This window comes from Rhodovulum sp. FJ3 (assembly GCF_032918305.1).
GTDB lineage: Bacteria > Pseudomonadota > Alphaproteobacteria > Rhodobacterales > Rhodobacteraceae > SAT37.
This window is the reverse complement of sequence record NZ_JAWJUU010000002.1, coordinates 258,370-274,253: the sequence shown is the minus strand read 5'-3', so window position 1 is coordinate 274,253 and position 15,884 is coordinate 258,370. Positions and strand designations below refer to the sequence as shown.

At 60.7% G+C, this 15,884-nt stretch carries 17 protein-coding genes; 8 read left to right on the top strand and 9 right to left on the bottom strand.

All coding sequences use genetic code 11. The features are described 5' to 3' along the window. Positions 1-77 precede the first annotated feature (77 nt). The gene (locus R1W00_RS06300; protein ID WP_317261880.1) at positions 78-1,118 is read left to right on the top strand and encodes a glycosyltransferase family 2 protein; all 1,041 of its coding nucleotides are present in this window, start codon (positions 78-80) and stop codon (positions 1,116-1,118) included. 66 nt (positions 1,119-1,184) lie between these two features. On the opposite strand, the gene R1W00_RS06295 is transcribed toward R1W00_RS06300, so the two are convergent. After that, positions 1,185-1,445, bottom strand: a complete 261-nt coding sequence (locus R1W00_RS06295) for a DUF2312 domain-containing protein (RefSeq protein WP_317262396.1) — start codon at positions 1,443-1,445, stop codon at positions 1,185-1,187. 132 nt (positions 1,446-1,577) lie between these two features. Here R1W00_RS06295 and R1W00_RS06290 point away from each other — a divergent pair, with 132 nt between their 5' ends. After that, positions 1,578-1,793 (top strand): hypothetical protein, encoded by a 216-nt coding sequence (locus tag R1W00_RS06290; RefSeq protein WP_410901538.1) that lies wholly within the window; start codon positions 1,578-1,580, stop codon positions 1,791-1,793. On the opposite strand, the gene R1W00_RS06285 is transcribed toward R1W00_RS06290, so the two are convergent. From R1W00_RS06285 to R1W00_RS06275, 3 genes are all read right to left on the bottom strand, one after another. Then, positions 1,794-3,668 (bottom strand): enoyl-CoA hydratase/isomerase family protein, encoded by a 1,875-nt coding sequence (locus R1W00_RS06285; protein WP_317261878.1) that lies wholly within the window; start codon positions 3,666-3,668, stop codon positions 1,794-1,796. A gap of 109 nt (positions 3,669-3,777) precedes the next feature. Continuing rightward, positions 3,778-3,990 (bottom strand): hypothetical protein, encoded by a 213-nt coding sequence (locus tag R1W00_RS06280; protein WP_317261877.1) that lies wholly within the window; start codon positions 3,988-3,990, stop codon positions 3,778-3,780. Positions 3,991-4,020: 30 nt separating this feature from the next. Continuing rightward, a complete protein-coding gene (locus R1W00_RS06275; RefSeq protein WP_317261876.1) occupies positions 4,021-4,338 on the bottom strand; it encodes a TraR/DksA family transcriptional regulator in 318 nt (105 codons plus the stop codon). A 149-nt stretch (positions 4,339-4,487) separates the two neighbouring features. On the opposite strand from R1W00_RS06275, the gene R1W00_RS06270 reads away from it, so the two are divergent. The 3 genes from R1W00_RS06270 (at position 4,488) to R1W00_RS06260 (ending at position 6,271) form a co-directional block, all read left to right on the top strand. Further along, positions 4,488-5,351 carry an MBL fold metallo-hydrolase gene (locus tag R1W00_RS06270; RefSeq protein ID WP_317261875.1) on the top strand — a complete coding sequence of 288 codons (864 nt, stop codon included), beginning with the start codon at positions 4,488-4,490 and terminating at the stop codon, positions 5,349-5,351. A gap of 72 nt (positions 5,352-5,423) precedes the next feature. Then, complete coding sequence (locus R1W00_RS06265) at positions 5,424-5,849, top strand: YeeE/YedE family protein (RefSeq protein WP_317262395.1); 426 nt, start codon at positions 5,424-5,426, stop codon at positions 5,847-5,849. Continuing rightward, entirely contained in the window at positions 5,849-6,271 is a 423-nt protein-coding gene (locus R1W00_RS06260; RefSeq protein ID WP_317261874.1) for a DUF6691 family protein, read from the top strand. Before R1W00_RS06265 ends, R1W00_RS06260 begins: the two co-directional genes overlap by 1 nt. Positions 6,272-6,280: 9 nt before the next feature. On the opposite strand, the gene R1W00_RS06255 is transcribed toward R1W00_RS06260, so the two are convergent. The 5 genes from R1W00_RS06255 to R1W00_RS06235 form a co-directional block, all read right to left on the bottom strand. Continuing rightward, complete coding sequence (locus R1W00_RS06255) at positions 6,281-7,177, bottom strand: FliM/FliN family flagellar motor switch protein (protein WP_317261873.1); 897 nt, start codon at positions 7,175-7,177, stop codon at positions 6,281-6,283. Positions 7,178-7,243: 66 nt separating this feature from the next. Beyond that, on the bottom strand, positions 7,244-9,934 hold the full coding sequence (locus tag R1W00_RS06250; RefSeq protein WP_317261872.1) for an ATP-binding protein: 2,691 nt from the start codon (positions 9,932-9,934) through the stop codon (positions 7,244-7,246). Beyond that, positions 9,921-10,208, bottom strand: coding sequence for a hypothetical protein (locus tag R1W00_RS06245; RefSeq protein ID WP_317261871.1), 288 nt, complete (start codon positions 10,206-10,208; stop codon positions 9,921-9,923). The genes R1W00_RS06250 and R1W00_RS06245 overlap by 14 nt, the downstream gene beginning before the upstream one ends. Beyond that, entirely contained in the window at positions 10,205-10,573 is a 369-nt protein-coding gene (locus R1W00_RS06240; RefSeq protein ID WP_317261870.1) for a response regulator transcription factor, read from the bottom strand. The genes R1W00_RS06245 and R1W00_RS06240 overlap by 4 nt, the downstream gene beginning before the upstream one ends. 61 nt (positions 10,574-10,634) lie before the next feature. After that, the gene (locus R1W00_RS06235) at positions 10,635-11,957 is read right to left on the bottom strand and encodes a short-chain fatty acyl-CoA regulator family protein (protein ID WP_317261869.1); all 1,323 of its coding nucleotides are present in this window, start codon (positions 11,955-11,957) and stop codon (positions 10,635-10,637) included. Between the two features lie 221 nt (positions 11,958-12,178). On the opposite strand from R1W00_RS06235, the gene R1W00_RS06230 reads away from it, so the two are divergent. From R1W00_RS06230 to R1W00_RS06220, 3 genes are all read left to right on the top strand, one after another. Then, a complete protein-coding gene (locus tag R1W00_RS06230) occupies positions 12,179-13,522 on the top strand; it encodes a substrate-binding protein (RefSeq protein ID WP_317261868.1) in 1,344 nt (447 codons plus the stop codon). A gap of 108 nt (positions 13,523-13,630) precedes the next feature. Then, positions 13,631-14,662: a branched-chain amino acid ABC transporter permease gene (locus tag R1W00_RS06225; protein WP_317261867.1), complete on the top strand. Its 1,032-nt coding sequence runs from the start codon at positions 13,631-13,633 to the stop codon at positions 14,660-14,662. A 4-nt stretch (positions 14,663-14,666) separates the two neighbouring features. Then, a complete protein-coding gene (locus R1W00_RS06220) occupies positions 14,667-15,878 on the top strand; it encodes a branched-chain amino acid ABC transporter permease (RefSeq protein WP_317261866.1) in 1,212 nt (403 codons plus the stop codon). Positions 15,879-15,884: the final 6 nt, after the last annotated feature.

Below are 15,884 nucleotides of genomic sequence, written 5' to 3'. Positions count from 1 at the left end.
AACCTGTTGAAACCCCCACCGGTTTAGCGATAGCCTTAGCCAACGCGAACCTTACCCTTACTGCGGAACACTCCCCGATGATGAACGGCGAAACCGTGATGATCGTTTCGACAATGCGAAACGAAGGTCCCTACATCCTGGAATGGGTCGCGCATCACGCGGCATTGGGCGTGGATGAGTTCCTGATCTTTACCAACGACTGCGACGATCACACCGACGAGATCCTGTCGCGTTTGGGCCGGACCTTGCGCGTGCGACAGGTGCCCAATCCCAAAACCATGTTCCCCGAGCGCGGCAACTGGCAGGTGATGGCGCAACGCTTTGCACGCAAGTTCGGGGATTATCAGGCCGCCGACTGGATCTACCACACCGATGCTGACGAGTTCCTGCAAATCCGCACGCCCGAGCGCACATTGGACAGCTTTTACTCCGCCGCCGCGGAACAGACGGGCGATTTCCACGCGGTCTCCTTTACCTCTGTGCCGTTTTCCTCAGCCGGGGAAAAGGCTCTGGACGCGCGCCCCGTCCAGAGCCGCTATACCCGCATGAACAAACATTACGCGGATCACAGCGAGGGTGACAAACCCCTGATCAACGCGGTCAAAACCATGTTCCGCAATGACGTCAACTTTGACCTGCGCCGCAATCACCGCCCCTATATGACCGCCTTTTCCACGGAGGGCCTGACATGGGTCGATGGGTCGGGCAATGCGCTGGGTCCCGAATATACGGACACGAAATACAAGGCGATCAACGCCACCACCTCAACCAAACTGGCGCAGATGAACCACTATGCGATCAAATGCGCCGAGGCCTATCTGATCAAGCTGGACCGTGGCGACGTGGTCGGTTCGGACCGTCTGGGACGGGACACGAATTACTGGACCAAATACAACGCCGACGGCGATGAAACGACCGAATACGCGACCCTCTCCCCACAGGCGCAAACCCTGTTCGATCAGTTCCTTGCAGACCCCGCTCTCGCCCGCCTGCATCAACAAGCGCTGGAGGTTCACCAAGGCAAAATCGCCGCGATGAAACGGGACCCCGAATGGTGTCGCGTGGCCGGTATGCTCGGCCTGGACTGGGGCACGGATGTGGTCGAGGCGACCACCTGAGGCCCCAAAAACAAAGGCGGCACCCGTGGGAATGCCGCCTGTGCGTAGATCAAATAGGACTGGCGATCAGGCCATGCCCAAGGCCTCTTTGTACATCTCAAGAACCGCCTCTTCCTCGGCGATTTCGTCGCTGGACTTTTTGCGCAGGGCGATGACCTTGCGGATCACCTTGGTGTCGTAGCCGCGCCCTTTGGCCTCGGCCATCACCTCTTTTTGCTGATCGGCGATGTCTTTCTTTTCGGCCTCAAGACGCTCATAGCGCTCAATGAACTGGCGCAGCTCTTCTGCGGTCACACGATAGGTGGTGTCGGTCACGGGATCATTCATCGCGGTCGGCCTCATGCGTTTATGGGTTTCCTGTTCGATAGCCTTGCCGCCCGCGCCATGCAAGGGCTCAAAGGGTTGCGCCCCCACGCGTCATGCGATAGCGGCAAGGAAACCGCACGAAGGAACATCGCGATGGAATGGTTGATCTGGATTGGGGCCGCAATTTCGGTGGTCGGCATGGTGGGGCTGGTCTGGTGCATCCTGCGGGTTGCCCGCGCCAAAAAGGCCGGTCTGCCCGAGGACGCCATGCGCGCCGAATTGAAAAAAGTCGTCGCCCTGAACATGGGCGCGCTGTTCGTGTCGACCATCGGGTTGATGATGGTTGTCGTCGGTATCTTTCTGGCGTGATCAGAACCGGTTGCGGTCGGCGAAACGCTGGCCGTTTTTGATCAGATCGGTGATCAGACCGGATTCCGACCAGAACCCCGCGTCCTCGTCCTGAAGGGCGCGCAGGGTGCGGCGCAAGGCCATCAGGCCATCCTCATCCGCGACCTGCATCGGACCGCCCTTCCACTTGGGAAAGCCATAGCCACTGACCATCGTCAGGTCGATGTCCAACGGGTTGTGCGCGATCCCTGCCTCAACCAACAGGGCACCGGTATTGGCCATCGCCGCCAAACAGCGCTGGATGATCTCGTCGGCGGGCATCACACGCCCGTTTTCGGTTGGATGCGCCACCGCGCCAGAGCGCAGCGGATTGCGCGTGAACCCATAGTCGCGAAACGCCGCCATCACCGTGTCCCGCGTTGCGCCGCGTTTCAGCGCATCCTCGGCCGCCCACATGCACGCCCCCCACACGGACGACCCGATGCCGCCCGCGCTGGCCCGTGACAGGACCGGATGCTTGCTGAGCTTGCGCAGCAACACCACCAGCCCCGACAGGGCCGCCAGATCGGTGTCGACTGTGTGCAGCACCTCAAACAGTTTGCTGAGATGCGGGCGGTCGGCCAATTGCACGCCAACAACGCGGTTGGGCGCGGGGTAATCGGCAAAATCGCCCGCCTGCCCTAACGGCAAACCGACGCAGAGCAAGGCCGCGCCGTTCAGACGTTCTTGGGTCGCCTTGCCCTGTGCCGCGTCCGTCTGGATCACCAGATCCGAGCTCAGCGCGCCGGTGCTGGGCCCCGCCGCGCTAAGGCGCAGCAAACGGTCCTCACGGACCTGCGGCACCATGCGTTTGGCGGCGATCGCCTTGGCGTAGACCTCTTTCACCTCATCGCGCGCGGCCTCGGCCCTGTCATCAAGGATCGCCACCCGCATCCCCGCGTCCAGCGCCATGATCGCCCAACCGGCCATCGCCGCGCCACCGCCCATGATCACGCAGGTCTCAAAGGTTTTGGGCACGGTCCCCTTGGGCAAACGCATCTGACCTGCAACTTTTTCGGCCCACATCACATGGCGCATCGCACGCCCCTCGGGCGCACGGCGGCATTCGTCATGCAACTCGGCCTCAAAGGTCAAACCCACCTCATAGGGCAGCATCTGCGCGGCCTCGACGGCCTCGACGATCTTTTGCGGCGCGGGATGATTGGCGCTTGCGACCTTGTCGCGATAGGTTTTGATCGCCGCCGCAAAGCCCTTACCATCCCTAAGCACATCGGTTTTCGCCCCGACCGGACGGGGGCCCGCCCCGGCCTCAAGCAGTTTGCGCGCATAGTCCAGCGCGGCAACGCTCTGGTTGCCCAAAAGGACCTCGTCGATCATGCCAAGGCGTTTTGCCTCAAGGGCCGCGATGGGTCGTCCGACCAACATCAGCTCCAGCGCAACCGCCGGTCCCACCAGACGCGGCAAGCGTTGCGTGGCCCCGCCCGACGGCGGCAGGCCCACGGTCACCTCAGGCAGGCCCACGTAGGATTTGTTCGCCGCCGCGCGGTAATGCCCTGCCAACAACAGATCACACCCCGCCCCAAGCGCGGTGCCGTGGCTGCAGACCACAACCGGTTTTGAACTATGTTCAATCGCCAGACAGAGGTCAGACAAGGTCGGATCGGCCTGCGGCACGTCGATCTCGGCGCGCTCAACACTCGACGGAAAGGTGCGCCCCTCGGCGCGGATCAGGATCAGCTTGATCTCGGGATCGGCCAGAGCCGCGTTCAGCGCATCCATCAGATCCGCACGCATCCGCGCCCCAAGCGCATTCGCCGGGGGATTGTCCAGAATGATCTGCCCGATCCCACTGCTTGTCGGCACCAACCGCGCGCTTGTCTCTACACCGTCTTTCACACCACACACCCTACGAAAAAGGGCGACCGTTTCGGGCCGCCCGTGCGTCCTTGGACAATTTGTACCTGTACAAGGAAAAATCGCAAGATTTTAGGATGTTGGGCCGCGCTTAAATCGGCATGTTGTCGAACAAATCGTCGGCATCATCATCTTCGAGTTGCTGCTCGAATTTCCGCAGATCGGCGGGCACAGGAAGACCCAGCGCACGGAATTCGGCGATTTTTTCCCGCAATTGTTCCTGCAGGACATGCCGGTCATCGGGACGTTTCTCAATCTCTTCAAGGATCAAGGCGATGCCAGCTTTCAAACTTTCCAGTGCCATTTTTAGGTCCTCCCTAATAGCCAGTGAAACTCAGGACGCGCAGGTCGCGCAGAACGGGGTGGCGGGCAGAATGTCCAGCCGCTTGGCCGAAATCTCATCGCCGCAGGTCACGCAGACACCGTAGGTGCCATCATCAATACGCGCTAACGCATTGCGAATACGTTCAATTTCAGCGATGCCATCAACCCCGATACGCTCGAGCACTTCGTCCTCTTCCCTCTCGGTGGCCAGGTCCTCCCAGTCCTTGGCCTGATGAGAGTCCAGTTCATCTTCGATATTATGAAGCCGTGTGTCCAGTTCACGCAACCGTGCGATCAGGGCTTTTTTACGCTGTGCCAGATCAATCATCACATGCTTCCTTTCTGTGCATTTTTCACAGAAGTATCACCGTTTTACGATTTCGTGACCTTGACCCAAGTCAATTCGCTCGGACGCATCTTGAAACACATTGCAAAAATCGCATATGTTATATGAAAGCTAGAAAGGAGTGACTCGTTATGTCGCCGGAAGTTAAAGCATTTTTCGACGAGGCCACCTTTACCGTGTCTTACGTCGTCAAGGACCCGATGTCCAACAAGGCCGCCATCATCGATAGCGTGCTGGATTTCGACTATGCCTCGGGTCACACCGACACGACCTCGGCCGATGAGGTCATCGCCTATGTCAAAGAACAGGGGCTGGATATCGAGTGGATTCTCGAAACCCACGTCCATGCAGACCACCTGTCGGCCGCGCCCTATATTCAGGAACAGGTCGGTGGCAAAATCGGGATCGGCGAAAAGATCACCGTGGTTCAGGACACGTTCGGCAAGGTCTTTAACGAGGGCACCGCGTTTCAACGTGACGGCAGCCAGTTCGACAAGCTGTTCGTGCAAGGCGACAGTTTCCACATCGGCCAGTTGCGCGGGGATGTCCTGCACACGCCCGGTCACACGCCCGCCTGTCTGACCTATGTGATTGGCGACGCGGCCTTTGTGGGGGATACACTGTTCATGCCGGACTTTGGCACGGCGCGCTGCGACTTCCCGGGCGGTTCGGCGGAAACCATGTACGAAAGCGTGCAGAAAATCCTGTCCCTGCCCGAAGAGACCCGCATCTTTGTCGGTCACGACTACAAGGCCCCGGGGCGCGAGGAATTCGCATGGGAAACCACCGTGGGCGAGCAAAAGGCCAAGAACATCCACGTCGGTGGCACCAACCAGCGCGAGGATTTCGTGCGGATGCGGACCGAGCGCGATGCGACCCTTGGCATGCCGCGTCTGATTGTCCCCTCGTTGCAGGTGAACATGCGGGCCGGTCAGATGCCCGAACCCGAAGATGACGGTCACGTCTATCTCAAGGTGCCGGTCAACAAACTGTAATCAACCATCCGCCCGCCCTGTCACGGGGCGGGCGCAGCGGGGCTTTGGTCCCGACAGGAGCGCGAACAAGTGATTGAACAAGATTGGATCTACGGCTTTGTCGGCGGTTTGCTGATCGGGCTGGGCGGGGCCGTTTACCTCTTGGTGAACGGCCGCATCATGGGGGCGAGCGGTATTCTGGGCGGCCTCATCGACGGCAGCGGGATGCGCACGTTCTGGGAACGGGTGTCCTTCATTGCGGGCGTGGTTTTGATGCCCGTGCTGCTCTACCCGATGTTTGAAAATGTGGACACCCACGCGACCTCGAACCTGTTGGTTCTGGTGATTGCGGGGCTGTTTGTGGGGGTCGGCACGCGGCTGGCCAATGGCTGTACCTCGGGGCACGGGGTGTGCGGGATTTCGCGCCTGTCGCTGCGCGGGATTTCGGCCACGGTGTTTTATATCATGGCGGGCGGTCTGACGATTGCCCTGCTGCGTCATGCGTGGGGGCTGATCTGATGCGGAACCTGTTTGCTTTGCTGGCCGGCGCGTTGTTTGGCGCGGGCCTGTTTATCTCGGGCATGACCGACACAACCAAGGTCCAAGGGTGGCTAGACGTGTTCGGAGCATGGGATCCGACGCTGGCCTTTGTGATGGGCGGCGCGATCATCCCGATGTTCTTTGCGTGGCGTCTGACCGAGCGGCGCAAGCCCGTTCTGGGCGGTGACTTCCCCACCCCGCCCGAGCCCAAGATCGGCAAGAACCTGATCGTCGGATCGGTCATGTTCGGTATCGGTTGGGGCATGGCGGGTCTGTGCCCGGGTCCGTCGATGGCGTCGCTGTCCTATGGCGGGGTTGGCGGATGGGTGTTCTTTGCGGCGATGGTGGCGGGGATGATCCTTGCCGTGCCGGTCAAGAAACGCGTCTTTGCCACGGCCTAACACCCGCGATTAGGTTGCAATTGCGCGCCCCGGTGCCACGTCAGGTGCCGGGGCGTTTTCCGTTTGCACACCCGAGATATCGTCGCCAATCGCCTTAGCCCCATCGGCCACCGCGATACGGATCGCCCGATCGCCGCGCCAGCGCCCCAAACGCCCGTGCATCACCGGCGCGTGTCCAAAGGTCTCAAGCGCGACATCCCCGACATCCGCCCCCGAAAGGGCAATCGTATCCCCGACGGCCCAGTTGGACACCGCCGACACGGGCGCGCGGAACCGTGACAGGATCGCCTCCATCTCAACCGAACAGCCAAGGGCGGCCAGATCGTCGCCGGATGGCGCGACCTCCGCCCCCGCCGGTTCGGGGTCGGCGTCGCGCGACCGGTCGGGCAGCAGGATTTCGATCTGTTCCACCGTGCCGTTTTCGAATTCCGCAGACAGGCGATGACGCAGGAACGGCCCCTGCCCCATTGCAAACCGCACGACGCGCGGATCGGTCAGGAACCCGTCGATCCGCGCCTCCTCAAATCCGGCACCGCCCAGAACCGCATCGACAAAAGCGCGCAGCATTTCGTAATCCACACGGGTCGGCGCACGGGGTTCTGGCGCACCCGCAGGCAAAATCCCCGTCAGGGCAAACACGACCAGCGTTCCGACAAATCCCGATGGCAGGGCGCAAATTCCCCCGCCCTTGACCAGCAGGAACAGTGCGCCCGCGCCCATATCCGACACCGGCGCCACATCAGGGGGGACATCCACGCCAAGATCGCGTGCGGTGACGCCCAACCCGTGCTGCATCTGGGCGACCTGCATCAGGGCCAGCGCAAGGGACGTTTCCGCCGTCTCAACCGGTGCACTGGCCACGGCTGCGCGTTGGGCCACCATCCGGCGCAGAACCGATTGCGTCATGAACCCCGTTCCTTTGCATTGTCAAAACCAATGCGGCCAGAATGGCGGCCCATCCTTACCAAAGCGTTAGCGCGTGGCGGATTTGTTCAACGGCAATGTGACCCGAAACGCCGCGCCGCCCTGCCCCGGCAGATAGGCAATCGCGCCGCCCAGTTTGGTCATGATCTCACGACAAATGGCCAAACCCAGACCCGCGCCACCGGCGGCGTTCCGGTCCGACAGGCGCGCGAACTTTTCAAAGATAATCGCCTGACTTTTCTTGGGAATTCCCTGTCCGTTGTCGATGAAATCGACCGCGACGCGCTTGCCGATATTGCGCACCTCGACCCGCAGAACGGGGTCCTTGGCGTCACAATATTTCTGGGCATTCGCGATGATGTTGATGAACACCTGCGACAGGCGATCCGTGTCGGTGAACAACGGCACCGCCTCGGCCAGTTCATTGCGCCGGATGCGCAGCGCCCGCCCCTCCCCGGGCACCGAGGTCGCCGCCACCGCGCGGTCCAGCAGATCGCGCAGCGACCCCGGCTGTTCGTTCAGCGACACCTGCCCGTTTTCCAGCACGCTGAGGTCCAGAAGGTCGTCCAACAGCCGCGTCAGGCGAATGCCCTCTTCGTGGATGATGCGGGAATAGCGTTGGCGCTCGTCCTTGGAGACTGAGCCCTCATCCATCAGGATTTCGGAAAACGCGCGGATAGACGTCATCGGCGTGCGCAGCTCATGGCTAATCTGGCTGAGGAACGCGTCCTTTTGCACCGACAGTTCGGTCAGCTTTTCGTTCGCCTCGCGCAACTGGCGCGCGGTGCGCTGAAGCTCGGCCGATTTTGCCTCAAGCTGGTTCGAGTATTCCATCATCTGGGCGGTCTCGTCGGCCACCTTCATCAGGTCCTCAACCGAAATCGAGGCGCGCCCGACGATCTGACCGACCATGGCATGCGCCGTGGCCGCCCCCACAGAGCCCGCCAATTCCCGTTCCAGCCGCGCCAGAAACGCGGGCGTAGTGTCGGGCAGGAAGCCGCCCTTGCCTTGGGTTTCGGCGGCGTTCTGGAACAGGGTCTGCGCCTCGTCCGAGCCCAAGATCCGCTGGGACATGATCAACAGGTCCTCGGCCTCGGCGCTGCCTTCTTGCCAGCCGTGACCGGCGTTTGTGTGTTCAAACACGTTGACGAATTGCGCGCCCTGCAGACGCTCCAATGGCGACGGGAAGGTCATGGTCGACACGAACAGAAACACGATTGTGTTCAAGGACATAGACCAGAACAACGCATGCAATAGCGGGTCGTCAATGCGCACGGTGAACAAGGCCTGCGGGCGCAGCCATCCGATGCCCCACGGCCCCTCGGACAAGAGCGCCGCACTCATCACGCCATCGGGGCCAAAGCTGGGCAGGAACAGCGTATACATCCAGACGACAAAGCCGATGATCAGCCCGCCAATCGCGCCCTTGCGCGTTGCCCCGCGCCAGAAAATCCCACCGATCAGCGCGGGCAATGCCTGCGCCACGCCGGTGAACGAGATCAACCCGATGGACGCCAGCGCGGCCGATCCCCCCGTCAGGCGAAAATAGAGGTAGCCAAGGACCAGAACCCCCGCGATGGAGATCCGCCGCGCGCCAAGGACGACCTTGCGCACGTCGCCCGATACCGTTGCGCCCTCATGCTGAAAGCTCAGCCACAGAGGCATGACGATGTGGTTGGACACCATAGTCGACAGGGCAATCGCCGCCACGATGACCATCGATGTGGCCGAGGAAAACCCGCCCAGAAACGCCAGCGTCGCCATCGCCTCTTGACCCATGGACAGGGGAATGGTCAGCACGAACAGGTCGGGGTTTGCGCCGACGGGCTGTGTGGCAAGGCCCACAACCGCGATGGGCACGACAAAGAGGCTCATCAAAAACAGATAGAGGGGGAAGGCCCAAGAGGCAGTCGCCAGATGCCGTTCGTCGGCGTTTTCCACCACCATGACCTGAAACATCCGTGGCAGGGTGAAAATCGCCGCCCCCGCAAGGAAGGTCACCCCGATCCAGCGCCCGCCGTTGATCGGCGTGTCGGCAATGGCGGAGTTGCGCATCGTCTCGGCCACCGCCGAGGGACCGCCGCCCACGCCCCAGACCACAAATACGCCCACAGCCAGCAACGCGATCAGTTTCACGACCGCCTCCACCGCGATGGCGGTGACCACCCCGTGGTGGCGTTCATTCGCGTCCAGATTTCGCGTCCCGAACAACACGGTAAAGATCGTCAGACCGGCCGCCACCCACAATGCCGTCGCGTTCAGGTCTGGCAGGGTCCAACCGGAATTCGAGCCGCTTGCAAAGACCGAGAACGACAGCGTAACCGACTGAAGTTGCAGCGCAATATAGGGTGTCGTCCCCACCACCGCCAAGAGGGTCACCAGCACACCCAAGGCGTTCGATTTCCCGTAGCGCGACGAGATCAGGTCGGCGATGGAGGTGATCCTCTGGGTCTTGCCGATCCGTACCAGCTTGCGCAGGGCCCACCACCAGCCCACCAGAACAAGGGTCGGCCCAAGGTAAATCGGCAGGAATTCCAGACCCGAGCGCGCCGCATAGCCCACCGCCCCGTAAAACGTCCACGCCGTACAATAGACCGACAAAGACAGGGTATAGACCAAGGGCGAGCGCAACCACCCCAACCGCCCGCGGATCGCGCGCCGTTCGGCCACAAAGGCGACGATAAACAGCAGGGCCACATAGGCCAGACAGACCCCGACCAGCAGGTTAAAGGCGATCATCAGACGCCTCCGCGCGGGTGGGATCCTGTGTCTCTTCCTGATGGCGGCGCAACCGCGCGGCCAACAGGAACGCCGCCGCGATCAAAACAAACCAGACGATAAAGATATAGACCACCTGCTCCACCAGACGCGGCTGCCCCCCCGTTTCGCGGGTGAACAGAACCAGCATCATCAGAAACAGCCCCAGAAACGGCAACAGGCGGGACATGTCCATCGCCCGCCGCCCGCGATAATTGCGCCGCGCCAGATACAGAGGCTCGCGCGGGCGCTTCACTGGGCTACGAGGTCCCGAACAGCGGCAAGGACATCAGTGTTGGAAAACGGCTTGGTCATAAAGCGGCTGACCCCAAGGTTTTCGGCGATCTCGCGATCCTTGCTCTGGCCCTTGGCGGTCAGCATCAGAACCGGCATCCCCGAAATCGCGTCATCGCCACGGATGTCGCGCAGGATTTCAAACCCGCTGCGCCCGGGCAGCATGACATCAAGGATCACCACATCGGGTTGCTTGTCGCGCACGGCCTCAAACGCGTTCTTGCCGTCGGAATGGGTTTGCACATGCCATCCGTCGCGCGCCAGAATGAACCGGATCGCCTCAATGATATTCGGCTCATCTTCGATAAGCAGTACGTCTCGGCCCATCAGTCTCCCCCCTGAATACGCCTTGTAGGTCGGTGAACTATCACCAAAGTCGTAGCCCATGTCAAAGGGCGTTACCGCCAACGCCGGACACATCCGCGAGAATTGACGGCTCGCGCCGCGCGGCACAGTTGTCTTGGGAACAGATCCGGCAGGACGTCCCGATCGGCAGTACAGGCTCGGCACTATCGCTGGTTGCAGGCAAGATCAACATCGCGGCCTCGAAAATCGGCGGATCGCTGAACGCGCCGCCCAGACGCGGGCGGCAAATCGCATAGGTCTGGAACCGCTGTGGCGGGCGGCCGGATTGCTCAACCACCGCCGCGATTGGCGTCATCGGATGGGTCAGCGCGGCGTAGAGCGGCCACAGAGGACAGGCCGCGCCATAGCGGGGCAGCTCAAACCCCGCGACCGGTTTGCGCACGGTCAAAGTCCCCGACCCGTCGCACATCACCAAACCGGGGGTCAGGCCGATGTCCTCTTCACCCAAACTGGCGATACGGCGAAAAACCGTCATGATATCAACGCCAAACCGCGCCGAAATCACACCGGGGTCCAACCCGTTCTCGGTGATTGCGGCGATCAGATCGGCCCGTAGCAAATGCGCGGCGTCCGTCTGATACTGGCCCAAGGCGCGCAAGGCCAACTCCCGCGCATGCGGGGATTCAAGCTCGGCCGCGCCCTCAATCAGGGCCTCTGGCGTGCCCGCCTGTCCCTCTAGTTCGGCAAGGTGATAGTCATGGCGGCGCAGGAAGGCGTCGACCTCATCCTGTGGCAGGGTCTTTTCCTGTGCCCCCTCGGCCCCATCGTCTAGATAGGTCACCAGCGCCTGCGCCCCTTCGGCCAAGCGGTGACTGTCGTCGCGCAAGTTCCGGTGGAACCGCATTTGCCAGTCGCGGTCCAGATCGGTGGTGTCCGCCAGAATGTCCGCAGTGGACCGGATCGCGGTCACGGTCGACAGAACCTCATGCAACGCCGCCGACAGGAACGGGTCATGGGTCAGACGGTCTGACAACATTTCTACCAGTCGCTCCAGTTCTTGGACACGTTCCTGCCGCTCGACCAGAATCTGCGCCCATGCGGGAAAGCGATCCGCGAACCCCTCGACCTGAAGCGCCTCTTGGGGCGCATCGGTCTGGGCGGCGACCACCTGCCGCAACCCGTCCAGCAGCGCGACCTCGGCCCCTTCTGTTAGCGCTGACGCATCCACGGACAGCGTTTTGGCTATATCTACAAGGAGTTTGCCGCCGATTCTGCGCTTGTTATGCTCAATCAGGTTGAGGTAACTGGCCGAGATGCCGACCGCACGCGCCAATTCCGATTGTCGCATACGTAGCATCATGCGTCGTTCGCGAATCCGCGTCCCCGTCAAAGCACCGCGCGACATGGTGAAACCCCTGTGTTTTCATGCACTTTCTGCAGGTGCACGTTAAAATGTTTACAAGACACCCTACACACCTGTTTAATTTTTTACAAAAAAATTGTTTCTTTAAAAGCCGTTGTTGCGAAATTTTCGCTCAAGGCCCGATACTGGACACACCTTGTAAAAGGTAGTGGTCCGCGCGGAGGAGGCGCTTTGGGCCACGGTTCACAAAACGGGAGGATTTAATGTCCAAATCGAATTTCACGCGTCGTGGTGTTCTGAAGACGGGTGCCGTTGCCGGCGCAGGTCTGGCACTGCCGACTTATCTGAATGCTGCAAGCCACGGCTTTACCAACGAGCCCACCGGCGGCACGGTTACGCTTGGCTTTAACGTGCCGCAGACCGGCCCCTACGCGGATGAGGGTGCGGACGAGCTGCGCGCATATGAGCTTGCTGTTGAGCACCTGAACGGTGGCGGCGACGGCGGCATGCTGAACACCTTCAGCTCGAAAGTTCTCGAAGGTAACGGTATCCTCGGCAAAAAGGTCGAGTACGTTACCGGCGACACCCAGACCAAATCGGACGCAGCCCGCGCATCGGCCAAGTCGATGATCGAAAAAGACGGCGCTGTCATGATCACCGGCGGTTCGTCCTCGGGCGTTGCGATCGCTGTTCAGGGTCTGTGTCAGGAAGCTGGCGTTATCTTTATGGCCGGTCTGACCCACTCGAACGACACCACCGGTAAAGACAAGAAGGCCAACGGCTTCCGTCACTTCTTTAACGGTTACATGTCGGGCGCTGCTCTGGCACCGGTTCTGGCCAACCTCTACGGCGCTGACCGTAAGGCCTATCACCTGACCGCCGACTACACCTGGGGCTGGACCCAGCAGGAATCGATCGCGGCCTCGACCGAGGCTCTGGGCTGGGAGACCGTCAACGACGTGCGCACCCCGCTGGCAGCGACCGACTTCTCGTCCTACATCGCTCCGGTTCTGAACTCGGGTGCTGACGTTCTGGTTCTGAACCACTACGGCGGCAACATGGTGAACTCGCTGACCAACGCTGTTCAGTTCGGTCTGCGTGAAAAGCAAGTCAACGGCAAGAACTTCGAAATCGTTGTTCCGCTGTTCTCGCGTCTGATGGCGCGTGGTGCTGGTGAGAACATCAAGGGCATCCTTGGTTCGACCAACTGGCACTGGTCGCTGCAGGACGAAGGTTCGAAAGCCTTTGTGAAGTCCTTCGGCACCAAGTACGGCTTCCCGCCGTCGCAGGCCGCACACACCTGCTATGTACAGACCCTGCTGTACGCAGATGCGGTTGCCCGCGCCGGTTCGTTCAACCCCTGTGCAGTTGCAGAGGCTCTGGAAGGCTACGAGTTCGACGGTCTGGGCAACGGTCCGACCCTCTACCGTGCCGAAGACCACCAGTGCTTTAAGGACGTTCTGGTTGTGAAAGGTAAAGAGAACCCGACCTCCGAGTTCGACCTTCTGGAAGTTGTCGAAGTCACCCCCCGTGCTCAGGTTGAGTACGCCCCCGACCACCCGATGTTTGCCGGTGGCTCGCTGGGCAGCTGCAACCCGGGTGCATAAACCTGTGAACCCGTTCGGTCGCGCCTTATGGCGCGGCCGGATGTCTATGCCGCGCCCGACCGCATGGGGCGCTAAAAACCTTCAAACACACAGCAGGGGTGGGGACCGATGGACGCGATCCTTCTTCAGACCCTAAACGGGCTAGACAAGGGCTCGGCCTATGCGCTTATCGCGCTAGGTCTCACGCTTATTTTCGGCACGTTGGGCGTTGTCAATTTTGCGCATGGTGCGCTGTTCATGATCGGAGCTTTCTGCGCGGTGACATTGTCGCGCATTTTCTCGTGGAGCTACACGGTCATTGACGAAACCAAAACAGACTTTCTGGGCAACCCCCTTAAGGTCGATGTTCCCTATGTACAGGCATGGTTTGGCGATGAGATGGGGGCGGCGATCATCGACTGGTCCGTGCCTCTGGCGATCCTTTTTGCCATTCCGATCATGATCTTCATCGGCTACGCGATGGAGCGCGGCCTGATCAAACATTTCTACAAGCGTCCGCACGCGGACCAGATCCTTGTGACCTTTGGTCTGGCGATCGTTCTGCAAGAGGTGGTGAAATACTATTTCGGCGCGAACCCGATCCCGACCCCCGCACCTGATGCCTTTAAGGGCAGCTTTGATTTCGGGGCGTTTCTGGGGATGGAGCCGAACGCGATCATCTACCCCTATTGGCGCATGGTCTACTTCATGTTCGCAGGCATCATCATCGCTGGCGTGTTTGCGTTCCTGCAATTCACGACCTTTGGTATGGTGGTCCGTGCAGGCATGGCCGATCGTGAAACCGTGGGCCTCTTGGGCATCAACATCGACCGCCGTTTCACCATCATGTTCGGCATTGCCGCCGCAGTCGCGGGCCTTGCCGGTGTGATGTACACCCCGATCAATTCGCCGAACTACCACATGGGCATGGACTTCCTCGTTCTGTCCTTCGTTGTGGTGGTTGTTGGTGGTATGGGCAGTTTGCCGGGCGCCGTTCTGGCGGGCTTTATGCTGGGCATTCTGGAAAGCTTTGCCTCGATGAACGCGATCAAGTCGCTCATCCCCGGCATTGACCAGATCATCATCTACCTCGTTGCAATCGTGATCCTGTTGACCCGTCCGCGCGGTCTGATGGGGCGCAAAGGCGTGATGGAGGACTAAGATCATGTTCGGCCTTGATAGCAAAGACACCAAGCTATTGCTTATCGTTGCGGTGCTGGCCCTTGCGGCACCGTTCATCCTGAACCCCTTCCCCGCCGGCAGCGAACTGGCTCAGTTCAACGCAGGCTATCCCGACCTGATGCAGCGTTTCGTGATCTTCGGGATTTTCGCGATCGGGTTTAACATCCTGTTCGGTCTGACCGGATACCTGTCGTTTGGCCACGCCGCGTTTCTGGGCGTGGGCTCCTACTCGGCGGTTTGGATGTTCAAACTGTTGTCCATGAACGTCATTCCGGCGATCATCCTGTCGGTCATCGTGGCGGGTCTGTTTGCCCTGCTGATCGGCTATGTGTCGCTGCGCCGGTCGGGGATCTACTTCTCGATCCTGACGCTGGCGTTTGCACAGATGTCGTTCAACCTTGCCTATTCGGTTCTGACCCCGATCACGAACGGTGAAACCGGTCTGCAACTGACGCTGGACGACCCGCGCGTCCTTGGCCAAACGGCCACGGCTGACGGCTCGATCCCCGTGACCAACCTGTTCGGTCTGGAAATGCGGTCGACCTATGAGCTGGTGCTGGGCGCATGGAACTTCCAGTTCAACGCAGGCTACTACCTCAGCGCGATCATTATGCTGGCCTCGTTCTACATGGCGATCCGCATCTTCCGCTCGCCCTTTGGTCTGATGCTGCGGGCGGTGAAAACCAACCAGACGCGTCTGAACTATACTGGTATGAACTCGCGCCCCTACACGCTTGCCGCGTTTGTGGTGTCGGGCATGTATGCCGGTCTGGCCGGTGGCCTGATGGCGTCGATGGACCCGCTTGCCGGTGCCGAGCGGATGCAGTGGACCGCCTCGGGTGAGGTTGTTCTGATGACCATCCTTGGCGGGGCTGGCACGTTGCTGGGTCCGGTTCTGGGGGCTGGTTTCATCAAGTATTTCGAGAACATCTTCTCGAAAATCAACGACAACGTGCTGCACGGCTGGTTCGCCTTCCTGCCCGACGGGATGGAAGATCTGCTGGTCACCATTGTTCACCCGTTCGTGGGCAAGGGTTGGCACCTGACGCTGGGTCTGTTGTTCATGATGGTTGTGATCTTCTTGCCCGGTGGCCTGATCGAAGGTGGTCAACGCCTCGGCAAACTGCTGCGCCGCAAGTCGGCCAAGCAGGACGACGAAGATGCCAACAAATCCGCATCCACTGCGGCCGAATAAGGGAGG

Coding starts and splice junctions, on each gene's coding strand:
- R1W00_RS06220 (WP_317261866.1), top strand. CDS start 14,667: ATGTTCGGCCTTGATAGCAAAGACACCAAGCTATTGCTTATCGTTGCG.
- R1W00_RS06275 (WP_317261876.1), bottom strand. CDS start 4,338: ATGATTGATCTGGCACAGCGTAAAAAAGCCCTGATCGCACGGTTGCGT.
- R1W00_RS06260 (WP_317261874.1), top strand. CDS start 5,849: ATGCGGAACCTGTTTGCTTTGCTGGCCGGCGCGTTGTTTGGCGCGGGC.
- R1W00_RS06270 (WP_317261875.1), top strand. CDS start 4,488: ATGTCGCCGGAAGTTAAAGCATTTTTCGACGAGGCCACCTTTACCGTG.
- R1W00_RS06300 (WP_317261880.1), top strand. CDS start 78: ATGATGAACGGCGAAACCGTGATGATCGTTTCGACAATGCGAAACGAA.
- R1W00_RS06250 (WP_317261872.1), bottom strand. CDS start 9,934: ATGATCGCCTTTAACCTGCTGGTCGGGGTCTGTCTGGCCTATGTGGCC.
- R1W00_RS06225 (WP_317261867.1), top strand. CDS start 13,631: ATGGACGCGATCCTTCTTCAGACCCTAAACGGGCTAGACAAGGGCTCG.
- R1W00_RS06235 (WP_317261869.1), bottom strand. CDS start 11,957: ATGTCGCGCGGTGCTTTGACGGGGACGCGGATTCGCGAACGACGCATG.
- R1W00_RS06255 (WP_317261873.1), bottom strand. CDS start 7,177: ATGACGCAATCGGTTCTGCGCCGGATGGTGGCCCAACGCGCAGCCGTG.
- R1W00_RS06295 (WP_317262396.1), bottom strand. CDS start 1,445: ATGAATGATCCCGTGACCGACACCACCTATCGTGTGACCGCAGAAGAG.
- R1W00_RS06280 (WP_317261877.1), bottom strand. CDS start 3,990: ATGGCACTGGAAAGTTTGAAAGCTGGCATCGCCTTGATCCTTGAAGAG.
- R1W00_RS06230 (WP_317261868.1), top strand. CDS start 12,179: ATGTCCAAATCGAATTTCACGCGTCGTGGTGTTCTGAAGACGGGTGCC.
- R1W00_RS06240 (WP_317261870.1), bottom strand. CDS start 10,573: ATGGGCCGAGACGTACTGCTTATCGAAGATGAGCCGAATATCATTGAG.
- R1W00_RS06290 (WP_410901538.1), top strand. CDS start 1,578: ATGGAATGGTTGATCTGGATTGGGGCCGCAATTTCGGTGGTCGGCATG.